This window comes from Arcicella lustrica (assembly GCF_034930985.1).
Taxonomy (GTDB): domain Bacteria; phylum Bacteroidota; class Bacteroidia; order Cytophagales; family Spirosomataceae; genus Arcicella; species Arcicella lustrica.
On the sequence record NZ_JAYGIM010000001.1, the window covers coordinates 47,112 to 63,422 of the forward strand.

A 16,311-nucleotide genomic window follows, 5' to 3' on the forward strand; every position below is an offset into this window, starting at 1 on the left:
TTTAGCTTTAAGAAATGAGTGAAATAATAGAAGTTTCGTTCATCGAAAAATACCAACTAATGATAACCTTTTATCCTGGCCCTTCAAAAGTATATCCGCAGGTTGCAAAATACATGCAAAATGCTTTTGAAGAAGGCATTTTGAGTATCAATCATCGGAGTGCAGAATGTATGGAAATCACGAAAAGTGCGATTCAACTTTTGCATGAAAAACTGAATATCCCCAAAGACTATTCTATTTACTTTGTTTCTTCGGCAACAGAGGCTTGGGAAATTATTGCTCAGTCGCTTACTTCTCAAAAAACAACACATTTTTATAATGGAGCTTTTGGTGAAAAATGGGCAGATTATAGTAGTAAAATTGTAAAGCAGACGGATAGAATTCCATTTTCATTAACAGAAAACCCATCCGTAAATTTAGCCTTGAACGCCGAAGTAGAAGTACTTTGCCTTACACAAAATGAAACTTCTAACGGTACGCAAATCAAAGATTTTAGTCCGTTCAGAAAAACTTTTTCAGAAAGTATTATTGCTATTGATGTTACTTCATCTTTGGGTGGAATTGAATTAGATTGGGAAAATGGAGATGTTTGGTTTGCTTCTGTTCAGAAGTGTTTGGGCTTGCCTGCAGGTATGGGCATCATGATTTGTTCGCCAAAAGCTTTGGCAAAAGCCGAACAAATTAATGATAGAAAATACTATAATAGCCTTTTGTTCATGCAAGAAAATTTTGCCAAATTTCAAACACACTATACCCCAAATGTATTAAGTATCTACTTGTTACAAAAAGTTTTAAGTGATATTTCTAATATTTCTGTGATTTCAGAAAAAATTAAAAGACAAGCGAAAGATTGGTATGATTTCTTTAATAGTTCTGATAAGTTTGGCTTAAATTGTTTAGTGCAAAATATTGAAATACAGTCAGATACTGTAATTGCTGTACAAGGTAGTGAACTACAAGTTAAAGCTATAAAAGAGCGAACTAAAATAGCAGGCATTACGTTGGGAAATGGCTACGGTACTTGGAAAAATACAACTTTTAGGATTGCTAATTTTCCAGCCATTGAACCGTTCGAAATAAGTAAACTCAAAGAAATTTTACAATCATAGCAATGGAATTAAATTTTAAAGAAATCATTTCGGTTTCACTCATTCTTTTTTCAGTCATTGATATTTTAGGCTCAATTCCTGTCATTATTGATATTCGAAGAAAAACAGGAGATATTCACGCTGAACAAGCAACGCTAGTTTCAGGTGGAATCATGATTGGTTTTTTATATGTCGGAAAATCAATTTTAAATCTTTTTGGGGTTGATATTAATTCTTTTGCCATTGCTGGGGCTTTAATCATCTTCTTGATTGGGCTAGAAATGACACTTGGCAGAAGTATTTTTAAATCAGAAGAATCAACAGGCGGAGCAAAAGCGGCTTCTATCGTACCATTGGCTTTTCCAGTAATTGCTGGTGCAGGAACGATGACTACGATTCTTTCCTTGAAATCTCAGTTTGATGAAATCAATATTCTGGTTGGAATTTTATTGAATTTAGTATTTATCTACACTGTTTTGAGAGCTTCGCAATGGATAGAAAACCGTTTGGGGCAAGTAGGAGCAAATGTTTTAAGAAAAGTTTTTGGAGTAATTTTATTAGCGATTTCTATTAAAATTATTAAATCAAGAATTGGATAATTGTTTTTAGCAAGAATTTAAAGAATTTATTGACATTGGCAAAGAAACCAAAATTTTATGTAGTCTGGAAAGGACGAAAAACAGGCGTTTTTGAAACTTGGGCAGAAGCTGAGGAACAAGTAAAAGGTTTTGAAACAGCTCAATATAAATCTTTTGAAAGCAGAAAAGAAGCTGACGATGCTTTCAAAGGCAACTATTGGCAGTCGGTTCAGAAAACACAAAACGGTGCTACTGGTAAATCAAGTAAATCTGCGGCTTTAGTTGGAAAACCTTTACAAGAAAGTATTTCTGTAGATGCGGCTTGCGCTGGAAATCCGGGGAAATTAGAATATCAAGGTGTTGAAACAAGTACTAAAAGAGTACTTTTTGCGATGGGACCATTTCCTGAAGGAACGGTGAATATTGGTGAGTTTTTGGCGATAGTGCACGGTTTAGCTTTTTTGCAGAAGCATAATTCTACCTTGCCAATTTATTCAGATTCAAAAACGGCAATTAGCTGGGTGAAAAATAAAGCTGTTAAAACGAAGCTTGAACGAAATACTAAAAATGAAGAACTTTTTCAGTTAGTAGATAGAGGAATTCTTTGGTTGCAGAATAATAAATATAGTAATAAAATCCTGAAATGGGAAACTGAATTTTGGGGCGAAAACCCTGCTGATTATGGTAGAAAGTAGGGTTGTTAATCCTAAGTTTTAATCTTCAACATTATTATTAGCGAGCGACTTAAGTCGCCCGCTAATAATAATGAGACATATTTAAGCCAAATCAGATGCACGATAAGCTTCAATTAACTTCATCTCACCTTCTTTACCACCGATAGAATTTCCATGTTCCATTCCTAAAATAAATTCACCTCTATTGGTCGCTTTTGCTTTTTCGTGAATGTGTTTGAATAAGAATTTATAATTTACTTCCCCCGTTGTTGGTTCTTTTCTACCCGGTTCATCGCCAATTTGAAAGTACGCAATTTCATCCCAAACCCAATCCATGTGTTGCGTCATACGCCCTTCGTTGCGTTGCATGTGCCACATATCGAATAATATTTTACATGACGGGCTATTCACTGCTTTACAAATCAAATAAGATTGGTCTGAATGGCGTAAAAACAAGTCAGCATTATCCGAAAGCGGTTCCATTACCATCACTAAGCCGTGGGGTTCAAAAATTTCAGCACCTCTTCTAAAAGCATCAATCACGTTAGCAGTTTGTACACCAATCGGAAGGTTTCTTTCGAAATAACCGGGTACAATCGTCATATATTTAGCATTACAACGTTTGGCTACTTCTACCGCTTTTTTACAAGTATTCACAAAAACATCTTTGAACTCTTGCTTGCCAGTTGCCAAAGAAGTTTTCCAGTTATCTCCACCATCAATTACAAAAACGCCCATAGACATATCCAATTTAGCCATCGTATCGCCTATTTTCTTTTGTAATTCAGGGCTTCTGCCCATCATGCCATTATCTTCTAAAGCACGAAAACCCATTTCGTGCATAAACTTCAATTGGTCGATTTCATCTTTTCCAGCAGAATTTTGGAACATGCCAAAATGTGGAGCATATTTTAATTTAAATACAGGTTGAGGAGTTGCTAAGTTTACTTTATCTGACGATTTTGCGAATGAAGGCAAAGTTGCCAAACCAGTACCAGCAATAATGTTTTTAGTGAAATCTCTTCTTTTCATAGTTTTGAGTAATATTTAGATTTTAAAGGTCGTTTCGTTTGACCACTCACAAATATAAAAGAAGCAAATGAAAAGTATGTGTGGCTTTGTAATACATCAAAATTTTAAAAATTCCACCAGACTTTTTGTGGATAAATACTATCTAAAACCACTGGCTCACCAATTACTGGAGTTGTTAGTTTGATGTTTGAATGTGCTAAACTTTTTGTTAAGCGATTGATTGGTTCGTTCCAAGCATGATACCCTAAAGCAAATTTTGCCCAATGCACAGGCATTAATACTTTGGTTTTTAGTTCTTCGGCTACTTTAGCGGTTTCTTCCGGCGATGTATGAATTAATGGCCAATCTTTTCCATATTGTCCATTCTCTAATAAAGCAATATCAAATGGTCCAAATTTTTCGCCAATGGTTTTAAAATGATAATCATAACCGGAATCTCCTCCGATAAAAATGTTGTAACCATCAATATTTAAAACAAAAGAAGACCAAAGTGTTTTTCCACGAGTAAAACCTCGTCCTGAAAAATGCCTTGCTGGCGTTGAAGTAATTGTGATATTATCGGCTACTTTCTGACTTTCCCACCAATCAAATTCAACAATATTTTCAGGTTTTACTCCCCAATGTTCAAGATGTGCGCCAACGCCTAGTGCTGTATAGAATTTCTTTACTTTTGGAATTAATTTACTGATAGTCACGTAATCAAGGTGGTCGTAATGGTCATGCGAAAGTACAAGCATATCGATATTCGGAAAATCTTCTACTTCATAAGCATCAGCACCTGTGAATGCTTTTCCAAAAAATGAAACAGGCGAAGCCGAACCGCTAAAAACGGGGTCAACCAAAATGCTTGTGTTTTTCGATTTAATCAAATAAGAAGAATGTCCAAACCAAACAATTGTTGGTTTTTCAGCTTGTAAATTTTTTAAATCTGTTTTAATAGAAGGAATGGCTTGTTCTGGTTCTACAGTTTTAGGTTTATTTAAAAAATCTTTAAACATTCCCCAATAAGACGCATCTTTGGGCATTACTTCTGTAAGAGAAAGGTTTTGAAAAGAACCGTCTTTATAATTGGGTGATTTTTCGATACGTTCTAAACGACTACCAGAAGGATCTTTCCCAAAAACATTTTGCTGCATAAAAATATAGATGCCAATAGCAATAAAGGCAACAAAAATAAGAACAGTTAGCATAATTTTGCGTAAGGATTTAATATTCAATTTCTTATGAATTAACTTAATTTAAACAATTAATCTGCTAACATTTATTCTTGTTGGTTTTGTTCATTTTGGTTAACATTCATCAGTCCAAACATCATGACCAATGCTGTTAATACAATTACTTGGATGATTAATGATTTATTCATGAGTGGAATATGCTGTTCAGGTTCAATGGCTAAAAAAAGTAAAATGGTTATCAATCCTCTTGGAGCCACAAAAAGTAAAGGTTTAAGTTGAAGTTTTGATAATTTCAATTGAATGGCTCGAATAAAATAAATCATTAACACAATGCCTACAGCCCAACTCAAAGTATCTGTATTTAAAATTTCACGAGATTCAATCAAATAACCAAATAACAAAAAAAATAAGGCTCGAATTAAAAAAGTAGCTTCAGCAACTAACTCATGAAATTTATTGACTTCAGTTTCTAGTTGTTCAGGTTTTAATCGCTGAATCCAAGAGAATTGCTTGAGCTTGTCGAGATTCCCCAAGAAAAGTCCTAAAAGTAAAATGAAAATTAAACTTGGTAAATGAAACACTTTTGCAATAGCGTAAATCAATATTACTAGTAAAATAATAGGCCCAAATTTGATAGAATGGTCTATTTTACTCAGTAAATAGGATAAAGTAGCTGTAGAAATAAATGAAACGATAATAATAACGAGTAATTCTAAGCCAAATTCAATAAAAGAATTAAAGCTAATAGAAGCATTTAAAGCCACAAAATTGAAAAAAAGTACTCCGATAATATCTGATAAACTACTTTCGTAAATAATGAATTCTTTGTCGTGTGCTTTCAAATTCTTCACACTTGGAATGGCAATTGCGCTACTCACAACACAAAGTGGAATAACATTTATGAGGTTATTTTTAAAAGTAGTATTCCCAAAATATTGGAATACCCCAGCTAAGAAAAATGCTAGAATTAATATTGGAAAAAAGCCTACTATAAATGATTTTTTGATGACTGGAATTTTTGATTTATCCAATTCTAATTCTAAAGCACCTTCTAATACAATTAATATTAAACCAATAGTGCCTAAAACAGGTAAGATTGGGCTAAGATTTGGCACTTGTACTTGTGCTAAAGTAGTAACTTGTTTTACTAACCACCCTAAAAGAAGTAATAATATTACCGAAGGAATTTTTGTTCGAGAAGACGTCAAGTCAAATGCGTAAGCAATTAATAATAGCGAACAGATGGCAATAATGATGGTTGTAGTCATATTCTGAATGATTAAAGTTTAATTTGCGTTATTTATTGGACTTCCGATTAAACTTGCTTTACTAAGATAATATTTTATGGGAAATATACACACGCCTTTAGTAGGGCAACAAGTAATTCTATTTGATGGCGTATGCAATTTTTGTAATGCTTCCATCAATTTTGTGATTGACCATGACCCTCAAAAGTATTTTAAATTTGCCTCTTTGCAATCAGATTTTGGATATGAAGTACTGAAAAAGTATGATAGAAATACTTCAGATTTTGATTCGGTTATTTTGTTGAAAAACAATCGTTTATACATTAAATCAGAAGCAGCTTTAGAAATTGCCAAAGATTTATCAGGTTTTTTGAAGTATTTATCGGTATTCAGTATTTTGCCTACTTTTATCCTTGATTTTTTTTATGATTTGATTGCTAAAAATCGTTATGAACTCTTCGGAAAATCGGAGGTTTGTAGAATGCCAAGTCCTGATTTAAAAGAAAGATTTCTATGAACGAATAGTAAATAGTTGATTTGAATAGTTAATTTTGCGGACTTTTAGAGTCATAGAAACGCTATACTCTTTTTACTTATTTTACTCACATTCATTTAATTATTCAAATGAAAGCATACGTTTTCCCGGGTCAAGGCTCTCAATTTAAGGGCATGGGTAAAGACCTTTATGATAATTCAGCATCAGCTAAGGCATTATTCGAGCAAGCAAACGAAATTTTAGGTTTTCGTATCACAGATATTATGTTTGAAGGAACAGATGAAGAACTCAAACAAACTAAAGTAACTCAACCAGCTATTTTCTTGCATTCTGTTATTTTAGCGAAAGAAACGGCTGATTTTAAACCAGAAATGGTTGCGGGACATTCATTAGGTGAATTCTCTGCTTTAGTTTCTGTTGGTGCTTTGAGTTTTGAAGATGGATTGAAATTAGTTTCTGCACGTGCTTTAGCCATGCAAAAAGCTTGTGAAAACAATCCTTCTACGATGGCAGCGGTTTTAAACCTGTCAGATGAAGTAATTGAAGAAATTTGCGCTTCTATTACAGATGAAGTAGTTGTAGCAGCGAACTATAATTGTCCGGGTCAAGTAGTGATTTCAGGTTCAAACGAAGGCGTGGCAAAAGCTGGCGAAAAATTGAAAGAAGCAGGAGCGAAGAGAGTATTATTATTACCAGTTGGCGGTGCTTTTCACTCACCATTGATGGAATCTGCTCGTGAAGAATTAGCAGCAGCCATCGAAGCTACTCATTTTGAACAACCAGCTTGTCCGATTTACCAAAATGTAAATGCACAGCCTTCAACAGATGTTGAAACGATTAAAGCAAATCTTATTTCACAATTGACAGGTGCTGTTCGTTGGACGCAATCTGTAAAAAATATGGTTGAAGACGGAGCAACTGTTTTTGTAGAATGTGGTCCGGGTAAAGTATTACAAGGTTTGGTAAAAAAGATTGCTCCAACGGTAGAAACAAGCGGAGTTTCATTATAAAAGAATATTTGCAGATAAATTTGAACCTTTTTTTGAAATGTTAATGAACAAATATTCAATTACTTAGGAAGTTGAATGAATGTAAATAATTAATTTTTGAAAAAAGAGCTTGACAAAACCAAATTATACTACTAATTTTGCACCACAATTCAATTGCGATTGACCGATGGTGTAATGGTAACACTACAGTTTTTGGTACTGTCATTCATGGTTCGAATCCATGTCGGTTAACAAAAGATTTCTTGAAACAATGTTTCGAGAAATCTTTTATTAACAAGTCAAAACACAAAAGAATTAAATTGACCGATGGTGTAATGGTAACACTACAGTTTTTGGTACTGTCATTCATGGTTCGAATCCATGTCGGTTAACAGAAGCCTTCAGACTTTACAGTTTGAAGGCTTTTATGTTAATATCGTTTTTTCTAAAATGAATTTTGCTTTTGAGCATATTGGGGTTAGAAAAAACATTAAGAAAAATAAAAAATTACCGTTAGATAAATTTATGTACAATTAAATAGATACAATTAGGGTTTATTTTAAGAAACAGGCATTTTTATATTAACTTTAGTTTTTGATAATTTAACTATCTCCTTTAAATTTTATTAAGCAATTGACACTAATCAAATCAATATCGGGCATCAGAGGAACTATAGGTGGAAAAGCGGGAGAAGCCTTAACACCTTTAGACGTTGTTAAATTTACAGCTGCTTTTGGCACTTGGTTAAAGCGAAAAAACCCCGAAACACTTAAAATTGTAGTGGGGCGTGATGCTCGTCTTTCAGGCGACATGGTTTCCAAGTTAGTAACAGGTACGCTACAAAGTTTAGGTTTAAGTGTAATTGATTTAGGACTTTCTACAACACCAACCGTTGAAATGGCTGTACCTGCTGAAAAAGCGGCAGGTGGAATTATTTTAACGGCAAGTCATAATCCTATTCAGTGGAACGCATTGAAGTTATTGAATGCTACAGGCGAATTTATTTCAGGAAATGATGGAGAAGAAATGCTTCAAATTGCTGAAAATGAGGATTTTGATTTTGTGGATGTCAAGAAATTGGGTACTTATGCCCAAGACAATACTTGGCTTCAAAAGCACATTGATTTGATTTTAGCTTTACCATTGGTTGATGTTGAAGCGATTAAAAATAAAGATTTTAAAGTAATCATTGATTCAGTAAACTCTTCTGGAGGAATAGCTGTACCGATGTTATTAGAAGCTCTTGGTGTTACACAAATTACAAAATTACATTGCGAACCAACAGGACATTTTGCTCATAATCCTGAGCCATTGCCTGAAAATTTAACAGATATAACCAACGCAATGGAAAAAGGTAAATTCGACTTAGGAATCGTTGTAGATCCTGATGTTGATAGACTTTGTTTCATGTGTGAAGATGGTTCACCATTTGGGGAAGAATATACTTTAGTGGCTGTTGCCGATTATATTTTACAAAACAAAAAAGGGAACTCTGTTTCAAATCTTTCTTCAACTCGTGCTTTGCGTGATGTTACTGAAAAAGCTGGAGGCAAATATTATGCTTCGGCAGTAGGTGAAGTAAATGTAGTAACTTTGATGAAATCTTCGAAAGCAGTAATTGGTGGCGAAGGAAACGGAGGAATTATTTATCCAGAATTACATTATGGTCGTGATGCTTTGGTTGGAATAGCTTTGTTTTTAACACATTTAGCAAAAGCAGGAAAACGAATTTCTGTACTCAGAAAAGGTTATCCAGAGTATTATATTTCTAAAAATAAGATTGAATTGACCCCCGAAATAGATGTTGATGGAGTATTAGAAGCGATTAAAAAGAAATATTCTAAGAATCCAATTAACGATATTGATGGAGTGAAAATAGAGTTTGATAAAGAATGGGTTCATCTCAGAAAATCAAATACAGAGCCAATTATTAGAATTTACTCAGAATCAGATTCTATTACAAAGGCAGATAATTTAGCAAAGAAATTGATAAGTGATATTAAAGAAGTAGTAGCTTCAAGATAAAACTTAAAAGAATAATTCCATGTTTTGAAAATGTCAGGCTTCGGTCTGACATTTTTAGTTTTTAAAAATACCCATTTGTTATAGAGAAGTGATAGACTTTTAAATTACTGTTTATCATTTAAACACTTCGTTAACCTCCAAGTTAATTCAATGAATAGAATTTATTTAGATAATGCAGCAACAACTCCGATGGATAGAGCTGTTATCGATGCAATGTTACCCATGATGGAATCCAGTTTTGGAAATCCATCATCAATCCATACTCATGGTCGTGAAGTGCGTAATACGATTGAACGTGCTAGAAAATCAATCGCTGGCTTATTAAATACTTCGCCCGCTGAAATTTTCTTTACTTCTGGTGGAACAGAAGCTGATAATACTGCCATCGTTCGCTCTATAGAAGACTTTGGTATTACTCATGCCATTACTTCTCGTTTAGAACACCATGCCGTATTGCATACTTTGGAATACATGGCTAAAAAAGGTAAAATCAAATTGAGTTATGTTGAACTAGACGATAAAGGTCACATTGATTTAACACATTTAGAAGTATTACTCCGTGATAATCCAAAAACATTGGTTTCGTTAATGCACGGAAATAACGAAATTGGTAATTTATTAGATTTGAATGTTGTCGGACAATTGTGTGAAGATTATGGTGCAATTTTTCATTCGGATACTGTGCAAACGATGGCACATTATCGTCATGATTTACAACAATTGAAAATTGATTTCTTAGTAGGTGCGGCACATAAATTTCATGGACCAAAAGGAATTGGTTTTTTGTATATCAATGCAAAAAGTAAAATCACGCCATTTATTCATGGTGGTTCACAAGAAAGAAATATGCGTGGCGGTACTGAAAATGTGTATGGAATCGTAGGTTTAGCTAAAGCATTAGAAATTGCCTATTCAGGAATGGACGAGCATAGAAAACACGTTGAAGCATTGAAAGCCAGAATGATTCATAGACTAAGTACTGAATTAGATGGCATCGAATTCAACGGAGATTCTGCTAATTTAGAAAGAAGTCTTTATACAGTTCTAAACGTAAGTTTTCCTCCTTCGGAAGAAGCAGATATGTTTTTGTTTAATTTAGACATCAATAAAATTTCAGCTTCGGGTGGAAGTGCTTGTACAAGTGGTTCAGATATTGGTTCACATGTGTTAACAGCCTTGAATGTTTCACCTGAAAGACCTTCCGTGAGATTTTCGTTCTCGAAATATAATACGGTAGAAGAGATTGATTATGTAGTGGACAAACTGGTAAGTATTCTGAAAGTAACAGCTTAGTAAGCAACATTATCTATTTAGAATTTAATACAAAAGGCTCAGAGATTCTCTGAGCCTTTTGTATATTTGTTTAATTGCCAATTGTAAAATGGCTTTCAGTCGTCAGCTTTCGGTCTTCAATTTTTAGCGATAGTTTTTGAGGTTTTACTTTTAGAAATAGGTTTTAAAGAATATTTAGTGGTTTCCTTCTTAATTTAAAGGGTGTATTTTATCTAGTTTAATAATATATAGCATTACCAATTCATCAATATTTTAATCCTTATTAATATTATAAACTTATGCAAACAACCGACGGCCGACAGCCGATAACTGAGAAGTATCAACCAACCTTAAAAAAAGTAATCAACACCACTCAATTATGGGCAATTGCAGTTGGACTTGTGATTTCGGGTGAATATTTTGGCTGGAATTATGGATGGGCTTCATCTGGAACAATTGGTTTTTTAATCGCTACTTTATTGGTAACGGTGATGTACGTTACTTTTATTTTTTCTTATACTGAACTCACTACTTCTATTCCTCATGCGGGTGGTGCTTTTGATTACGCTCATCGTGCTTTTGGAAGAGTAGGAGGTTTCATAGCTGGTTTTGCTACTTTGGTTGATTTTTTATTAGCACCACCAGCCATCGCTTATGCCTTGGGAAGCTATGTGAATTTTTTACATCCTGCTATTCCAGTTGTGCCAACGGCTATCGGGATGTATGTGATTTTTATCACGATTAATCTTTTTGGGATTAAAGAATCTGCCCGTTTTTCACTGTTTGTTACGATTTTGTCTGTCGTAGAACTGATAATTTTTATTGCGGTTATTTTTCCTTTTTACAAAACAGAAAATTTTCTGGCACATAATCCTCCGACGATTACTGCTAACAGTGTTTTTGCTGGAATACCTTTTGCTATATGGTTTTTTGTTGCGATTGAAGGCGTGGCAATGGTAGCAGAAGAAGTAAAAGAACCACGAACGACGATTCCAAAAGCTTATATTTCAAGTATTATTACTTTAGTGATTTTGGCTTTGGGTGTAATGATTTTGAGTGGAGGTGTTGGCGATTGGCGAACTTTAAGTAATATTGACTATCCTTTGCCTGAAACGCTTTCGATGGCTTTGGGGAAAAATAATAGTCTTTCAAAAATATTTGCTAGTTTAGGACTCTTTGGTTTGATTGCTTCGTTTCATTGTAACACCATTAGTTACTCTCGACAAATCTTTGCTTTAGCCCGTGCGAGTTATTTGCCTAAATTTTTATCAATTGTCAACAGAAAATATCATACGCCACATTGGGCTTTGATTGCGGGAGGATTTGTGGGAGCAATCGCTATTTTTACGGGAACAACTGATAAAATTATCATCATGTCGGGTTTGGGGGCTGTGGTAATGTATGCGATGAGTATGTTAAGTTTATTGGCTTTACGTAAAAAAGAACCAACACTCGACCGCCCATTTATTGCACCATTTTATCCATATTTTCCCTTGATTGCCCTTGTGTTGTCTGTCGTATGTATGTTCGCCATTATGTATTATAATCAGTGGTTAAGTGTATTGTTTTTTGGTAGTTTGGTAGTGTGTTTACTTGGATTCTTACTAAAATTTAGAGGGAGAGAAATCCCGAAAAATCATTAAAATAAAACGAATGAAACCTTTTGGTTAGCGTTCGTGAATGAATATTATGAAAAAAGCAGTTGTATTATTACATGGTTTTGGTGAAGATGCTACCATTTGGAGTGGTTATGTACCTTTTTTACAGAAGGATTTTTACATGATTGTTCCAGAATATGCACGACTGAGTAATTTGAAATCCATTGAAGATTATGCCGATTTTGTTGAAAAAGAAGTTACTTCAAAAGGATTTGAAAAATGTGTTATCATTGGGCATTCGATGGGTGGTTATATCGCTTTAGCTTTTGCTGAAAAATATCCAGAGAAAGTATTGGGCTTAGGACTTTTTCATTCAACTGCTTTTGCAGATTCGGATGAAAAAAAGGCCGCTAGAGATAAGAATGTAGAGTTTTTGAAAACGCATGGAGCTGAAGCTTTTATCAAAGTATCAACGCCTAATTTATATGCGGAAGCTTTTGCTAAAAAGTATCCTGAAATTATTCAAAAGCATATTGAAGCTTCTTCAACTTTGCCTGTCGAAGCATTGATTACAGGTATGGAAGCCATGCGTGACCGTCCAGACCGTAAGCATGTATTAAAATCTTTGCGTTGTCCAGTAATGTTTATTATCGGAGAAAAAGATAAAAGTGTAAATCCAGCAGATGCCAAAGCACAAATTATGATTCCTAAGTTTTTCTCTTCTTCAATTCTTGATGAAGTAGGACACATGGGAATGGTTGAAGAACCAGAAGATTGCTTGAAATTTGTAGGGAAGTTTTTGTTAAAATGTTAATTGTAGGAGATAATGCCTGAGAATAATACCATACTTTTTCAACAACTTTTTGCAGGAGAACAGTTGTATGTAATTCCTGAAAAAAAGGTGCTAAATGAAGAAGTATCCGTTGAAAAAAAACAGATTGTAGCACCGATTGCTGAACAAGTTGTAGCAACAATAAAGGTTGAGAAAGTACAAGAGCCTTTACATTTTGTGCCAAACCATAGAGTGGTTATTTTGGTGGATGATTGTAGCGATGCGGACCAAGCTTTATTGGGGAAAATCCTCACAGCCGTGAAATTAAATCTTAATCAAGTAGATTTAGCTCGCTTGGCTGATTTGAGCCAGATGAATGCTAGAACGGCTTTTTCTCAGAATCTAATCAGTCATTTTATCACTTTTGGGGTGGCTTTACAGAAAATAAAGCTTGAAATTCCACTCAATCCATATCAAACTAAAGAAATAAAAAACATTCGCTTTTTATTTTCAGATGCTTTGAGTGAATTGCAAAATGATGTAGAAAAGAAAAAAGCCCTTTGGAAGGCTTTGCAGGAAATGTTTTTGTAATAATAATTTACTTGATAGATTCAGTCAGAATCTACCAAGTAAATTAAATTTTATGCTTTTTGCTCTACTGTATTAGTAAGTGTTCCAATTCCTTCAATAGAAATATTCACGACGTCGCCGACAGCTAAAGTAAACTCATTTGGGGGTACAACGCCCGTTCCTGTCATTAAATACGCTCCGTGAGGGAAAGACATCTCTCTGAACAAGAATGAAATCAATTCATTATGCTTACGTTTCATGCGATTGATGGCAATACTTCCCTGAAATTGTGAAACATTATCTCTTAAAATCTCTAGCGAAATTAAAGTATCAGGACTGATTTCTCCATCCGTTACATACAAACATGGTCCAATCGCAGCAGCTTTGTCATAACTTTTTGCTTGAGGTAAATACAAAGGGTTTTCGCCTTCAATGTCTCTTGAACTCATATCGTTCCCTGCGGTATAACCTACAATTTTTCCACTTGAAGTAGCAAAAAGTGTCAATTCTGGTTCAGGAATATTCCAAGCTGAATCTTTACGAATACGGACAAAATCGTTTGTTCCTACACAACGACTTGCGGACGATTTAAAGAAAATCTCTGGGCGTTCTGCATCATATACACGAGCATAAAAATCGCCACCACCAGCATCTTTAGATTCTTCAATTCTAGCTTCACGGCTACGCATATAAGTTACGCCAGATGCCCAAATTTCTTGTTGACTGATTGGCGCAAGAATGTCATTTCCAGCCCATTCAATGGCTGTTAGTGTCGCAATTTCCTTGCTTACTTGTTCATATAAATCATCACGATTTACATAAATATCCCAATTGCTTTCAGCAGATAAATAAAATTTACCAGCCGATTCTACGATAATTCCTTGTTTAGTTTTGTATATTTTCATATTAAATGTTGTTTCTATTTTGAGTGCATAAAATCCTAAAAGCGGATAGAAATACTATTTTTACTGAATAAATTGCTTTAAATATGTTAAAATAAGTCAACTTTGTAGTGAAGAATCAAACCACCTGATTTGCTAAAAATGTCGATTTAAACTTTAGTGCATTATTGTAAGACAAATTAACAATGAAAAAAATGATTCAAGACAGACGAGACTTTTTAAAGAAAAGTACTTACTCTACCTTGTTGGGGTTAATTATTCCCAACGTTCCTTTTGCCCAAAAAACGCCTCAAATTTTAACGCCAGCTGAAGGTGTTTTGCCCGACTGGAAAAACAAAGAATTAATCATTCTTTCTGATAAACCTTGGAACGTAGAAACACCTCCACATTTATTAGACGACAAAGTAACGCCTGTGGAAAAAATGTTTATTCGTAATAACGGCTTGATTCCAGAAGGCAATATCGATATTAATACTTGGACTTTAACCATCGGTGGTGAATCTGTTAAAACGACAAAGACATACAAACTCAAAGAGTTAAAGGAGAAATTCAAACATTATACTTATCAACTTACTTTAGAATGTGGAGGAAATGGACGTTCGGGTTATTTTCCACAGACTTCTGGAAACCAATGGGAGCAAGGAGCAGTAAGTTGTGCAGAGTGGACGGGCGTTAGGCTCAAAGATATTTTGGCGGATGTCGGTTTGAAAGATGATGCCGTTTATATTGGCTATTACGGACAAGATATTCACTTGAGTAGAACACCAAATAAGTCGGTAATTTCAAGAGGAGTACCTATTAAAAAAGCCTTGGAAGACGAAACGCTCATCGCTTGGGCTGTGAATGGCAAAGATATTCCTTTGGAGCATGGTTTTCCTCTTCGTTTGGTGATTGGTGGTTGGCCTGCATCTGTTTCTGGAAAATGGTTAGATAAAATTGTAGTCAGAAACAAAGAGCATGATGGCGAAAAAATGAGTGGACATAGTTATAGAGTACCGATTCATCCAATTGAACCGGGAGAAAAATTAGCTGAAACACCCGAAAATTTCAAAATTATTGGAGCGATGCCAGTGAAATCTTTGATTACTTATCCTAAAACGGGAGCAGTAATTGATGCTGGAAAAACGCTTACATTGCGTGGACACGCTTGGGCAGGCGATTTAACAATCAATGAAGTATCGCTTTCGATTGATTATGGTGTTACTTGGAAGAAATGTAATTTGGAAGCTCCAAAAAATCGTTTGGCTTGGCAACATTGGTCTTTAGCCTTGGATTTTTCACAAAAAGGCTATTTTGAAGTATGGGTAAGAGCAACTGATAGTAAAGGAATTACGCAACCAATGGTTATCCCACAGTGGAATCCAGGCGGATATTTGAATAATGCTTGTCACAGAATTGCGGTGAAAGTCGTATAAACCAACAATGAGATGAAAGTTATCAACATATATTTATTTGTCGGAACGATATTGATTACTTTTTTTGCTTTCAAGCAAGCCAAGTATTCAACTCCGCAATCAGCACTCAAAACTCAAAACTCATATCTATCTGATTCGTTGACGATTGATTCAGAAACGGGATTAATCAACGATACCAATTTGATGATGATAAAGGCACAATGTACAGCATGCCATAATACACAGTTGATTCAGCAACATCGTTTTACTCGTGAAGGCTGGAAGGATAAAATCAGGTGGATGCAGAAAAACCATAAATTATGGGATTTAGGCCAATCTGAAAAAGTAGTATTAGACTATTTAGAAAAGTATTATTCACCTAAAATGGCTTCTCAAAAAATTCTAAACAGACGTGAATTATTGAAGACTATACAGTGGTATAAATTGGAGAATCCTTGATGTAAATTTCACCTCCTAAAATTTGACAATATTAAAAGTA

Annotated in this window: 16 protein-coding genes and 2 tRNA genes; 14 read left to right on the forward strand and 4 right to left on the reverse strand. The window is 34.6% G+C overall.

Annotated features, from left to right (window positions below; all coding sequences use genetic code 11):
• Nucleotides 1-14 precede the first annotated feature (14 nt).
• From VB798_RS00235 to VB798_RS00245, 3 genes are read left to right on the forward strand one after another with little or no spacing between them, the layout of a single operon-like run.
• Nucleotides 15-1,109: an aminotransferase class V-fold PLP-dependent enzyme gene (locus VB798_RS00235; protein ID WP_323254728.1), complete on the forward strand. Its 1,095-nt coding sequence runs from the start codon at nt 15-17 to the stop codon at nt 1,107-1,109.
• A gap of 2 nt (nt 1,110-1,111) precedes the next feature.
• Nucleotides 1,112-1,687: a MarC family protein gene (locus tag VB798_RS00240; protein ID WP_323254730.1), complete on the forward strand. Its 576-nt coding sequence runs from the start codon at nt 1,112-1,114 to the stop codon at nt 1,685-1,687.
• Nucleotides 1,688-1,722: 35 nt separating this feature from the next.
• Nucleotides 1,723-2,361, forward strand: a complete 639-nt coding sequence (locus tag VB798_RS00245; protein WP_323254732.1) for a ribonuclease H family protein — start codon at nt 1,723-1,725, stop codon at nt 2,359-2,361.
• Nucleotides 2,362-2,442: 81 nt separating this feature from the next.
• Here the strand turns inward: VB798_RS00245 and VB798_RS00250 are convergent, their stop codons facing one another.
• The 3 genes from VB798_RS00250 to VB798_RS00260 all read right to left on the reverse strand — a co-directional run bounded on the left by VB798_RS00250 (nt 2,443) and on the right by VB798_RS00260 (nt 5,815).
• Nucleotides 2,443-3,372, reverse strand: a complete 930-nt coding sequence (locus tag VB798_RS00250) for a hydroxypyruvate isomerase family protein (protein ID WP_323254734.1) — start codon at nt 3,370-3,372, stop codon at nt 2,443-2,445.
• Between the two features lie 104 nt (nt 3,373-3,476).
• On the reverse strand, nt 3,477-4,562 hold the full coding sequence (locus tag VB798_RS00255) for an MBL fold metallo-hydrolase (protein WP_323254736.1): 1,086 nt from the start codon (nt 4,560-4,562) through the stop codon (nt 3,477-3,479).
• A gap of 71 nt (nt 4,563-4,633) precedes the next feature.
• The gene (locus tag VB798_RS00260) at nt 4,634-5,815 is read right to left on the reverse strand and encodes a cation:proton antiporter (RefSeq protein WP_323254738.1); all 1,182 of its coding nucleotides are present in this window, start codon (nt 5,813-5,815) and stop codon (nt 4,634-4,636) included.
• A 76-nt stretch (nt 5,816-5,891) separates the two neighbouring features.
• Here VB798_RS00260 and VB798_RS00265 point away from each other — a divergent pair, with 76 nt between their 5' ends.
• The 9 genes from VB798_RS00265 to VB798_RS00305 all read left to right on the forward strand — a co-directional run bounded on the left by VB798_RS00265 (nt 5,892) and on the right by VB798_RS00305 (nt 13,537).
• A complete protein-coding gene (locus VB798_RS00265; protein WP_323254740.1) occupies nt 5,892-6,311 on the forward strand; it encodes a thiol-disulfide oxidoreductase DCC family protein in 420 nt (139 codons plus the stop codon).
• A gap of 107 nt (nt 6,312-6,418) precedes the next feature.
• The gene (gene fabD / locus VB798_RS00270) at nt 6,419-7,300 is read left to right on the forward strand and encodes an ACP S-malonyltransferase (protein ID WP_323254743.1); all 882 of its coding nucleotides are present in this window, start codon (nt 6,419-6,421) and stop codon (nt 7,298-7,300) included.
• Nucleotides 7,301-7,460: 160 nt separating this feature from the next.
• Nucleotides 7,461-7,531: transfer RNA gene (locus VB798_RS00275), tRNA-Gln, on the forward strand.
• Between the two features lie 69 nt (nt 7,532-7,600).
• Nucleotides 7,601-7,671 (forward strand) — tRNA-Gln (locus VB798_RS00280).
• Between the two features lie 241 nt (nt 7,672-7,912).
• The gene (gene glmM / locus VB798_RS00285) at nt 7,913-9,304 is read left to right on the forward strand and encodes a phosphoglucosamine mutase (protein ID WP_323254745.1); all 1,392 of its coding nucleotides are present in this window, start codon (nt 7,913-7,915) and stop codon (nt 9,302-9,304) included.
• A gap of 150 nt (nt 9,305-9,454) precedes the next feature.
• The gene (locus tag VB798_RS00290; RefSeq protein ID WP_323254747.1) at nt 9,455-10,597 is read left to right on the forward strand and encodes a cysteine desulfurase family protein; all 1,143 of its coding nucleotides are present in this window, start codon (nt 9,455-9,457) and stop codon (nt 10,595-10,597) included.
• A gap of 278 nt (nt 10,598-10,875) precedes the next feature.
• On the forward strand, nt 10,876-12,219 hold the full coding sequence (eat, locus tag VB798_RS00295) for an ethanolamine permease (protein WP_323254749.1): 1,344 nt from the start codon (nt 10,876-10,878) through the stop codon (nt 12,217-12,219).
• Between the two features lie 46 nt (nt 12,220-12,265).
• Complete coding sequence (locus VB798_RS00300; RefSeq protein WP_323254751.1) at nt 12,266-12,988, forward strand: alpha/beta fold hydrolase; 723 nt, start codon at nt 12,266-12,268, stop codon at nt 12,986-12,988.
• A 12-nt stretch (nt 12,989-13,000) separates the two neighbouring features.
• The gene (locus VB798_RS00305; RefSeq protein WP_323254753.1) at nt 13,001-13,537 is read left to right on the forward strand and encodes a DNA polymerase III subunit psi; all 537 of its coding nucleotides are present in this window, start codon (nt 13,001-13,003) and stop codon (nt 13,535-13,537) included.
• A 50-nt stretch (nt 13,538-13,587) separates the two neighbouring features.
• Here the strand turns inward: VB798_RS00305 and VB798_RS00310 are convergent, their stop codons facing one another.
• Nucleotides 13,588-14,421 (reverse strand): fumarylacetoacetate hydrolase family protein, encoded by an 834-nt coding sequence (locus VB798_RS00310; RefSeq protein WP_323254756.1) that lies wholly within the window; start codon nt 14,419-14,421, stop codon nt 13,588-13,590.
• A 182-nt stretch (nt 14,422-14,603) separates the two neighbouring features.
• Here VB798_RS00310 and VB798_RS00315 point away from each other — a divergent pair, with 182 nt between their 5' ends.
• Nucleotides 14,604-15,833 carry a sulfite oxidase gene (locus VB798_RS00315; RefSeq protein ID WP_323254758.1) on the forward strand — a complete coding sequence of 410 codons (1,230 nt, stop codon included), beginning with the start codon at nt 14,604-14,606 and terminating at the stop codon, nt 15,831-15,833.
• Between the two features lie 12 nt (nt 15,834-15,845).
• Nucleotides 15,846-16,271, forward strand: a complete 426-nt coding sequence (locus VB798_RS00320) for a hypothetical protein (RefSeq protein ID WP_323254760.1) — start codon at nt 15,846-15,848, stop codon at nt 16,269-16,271.
• Nucleotides 16,272-16,311 lie beyond the last annotated feature (40 nt).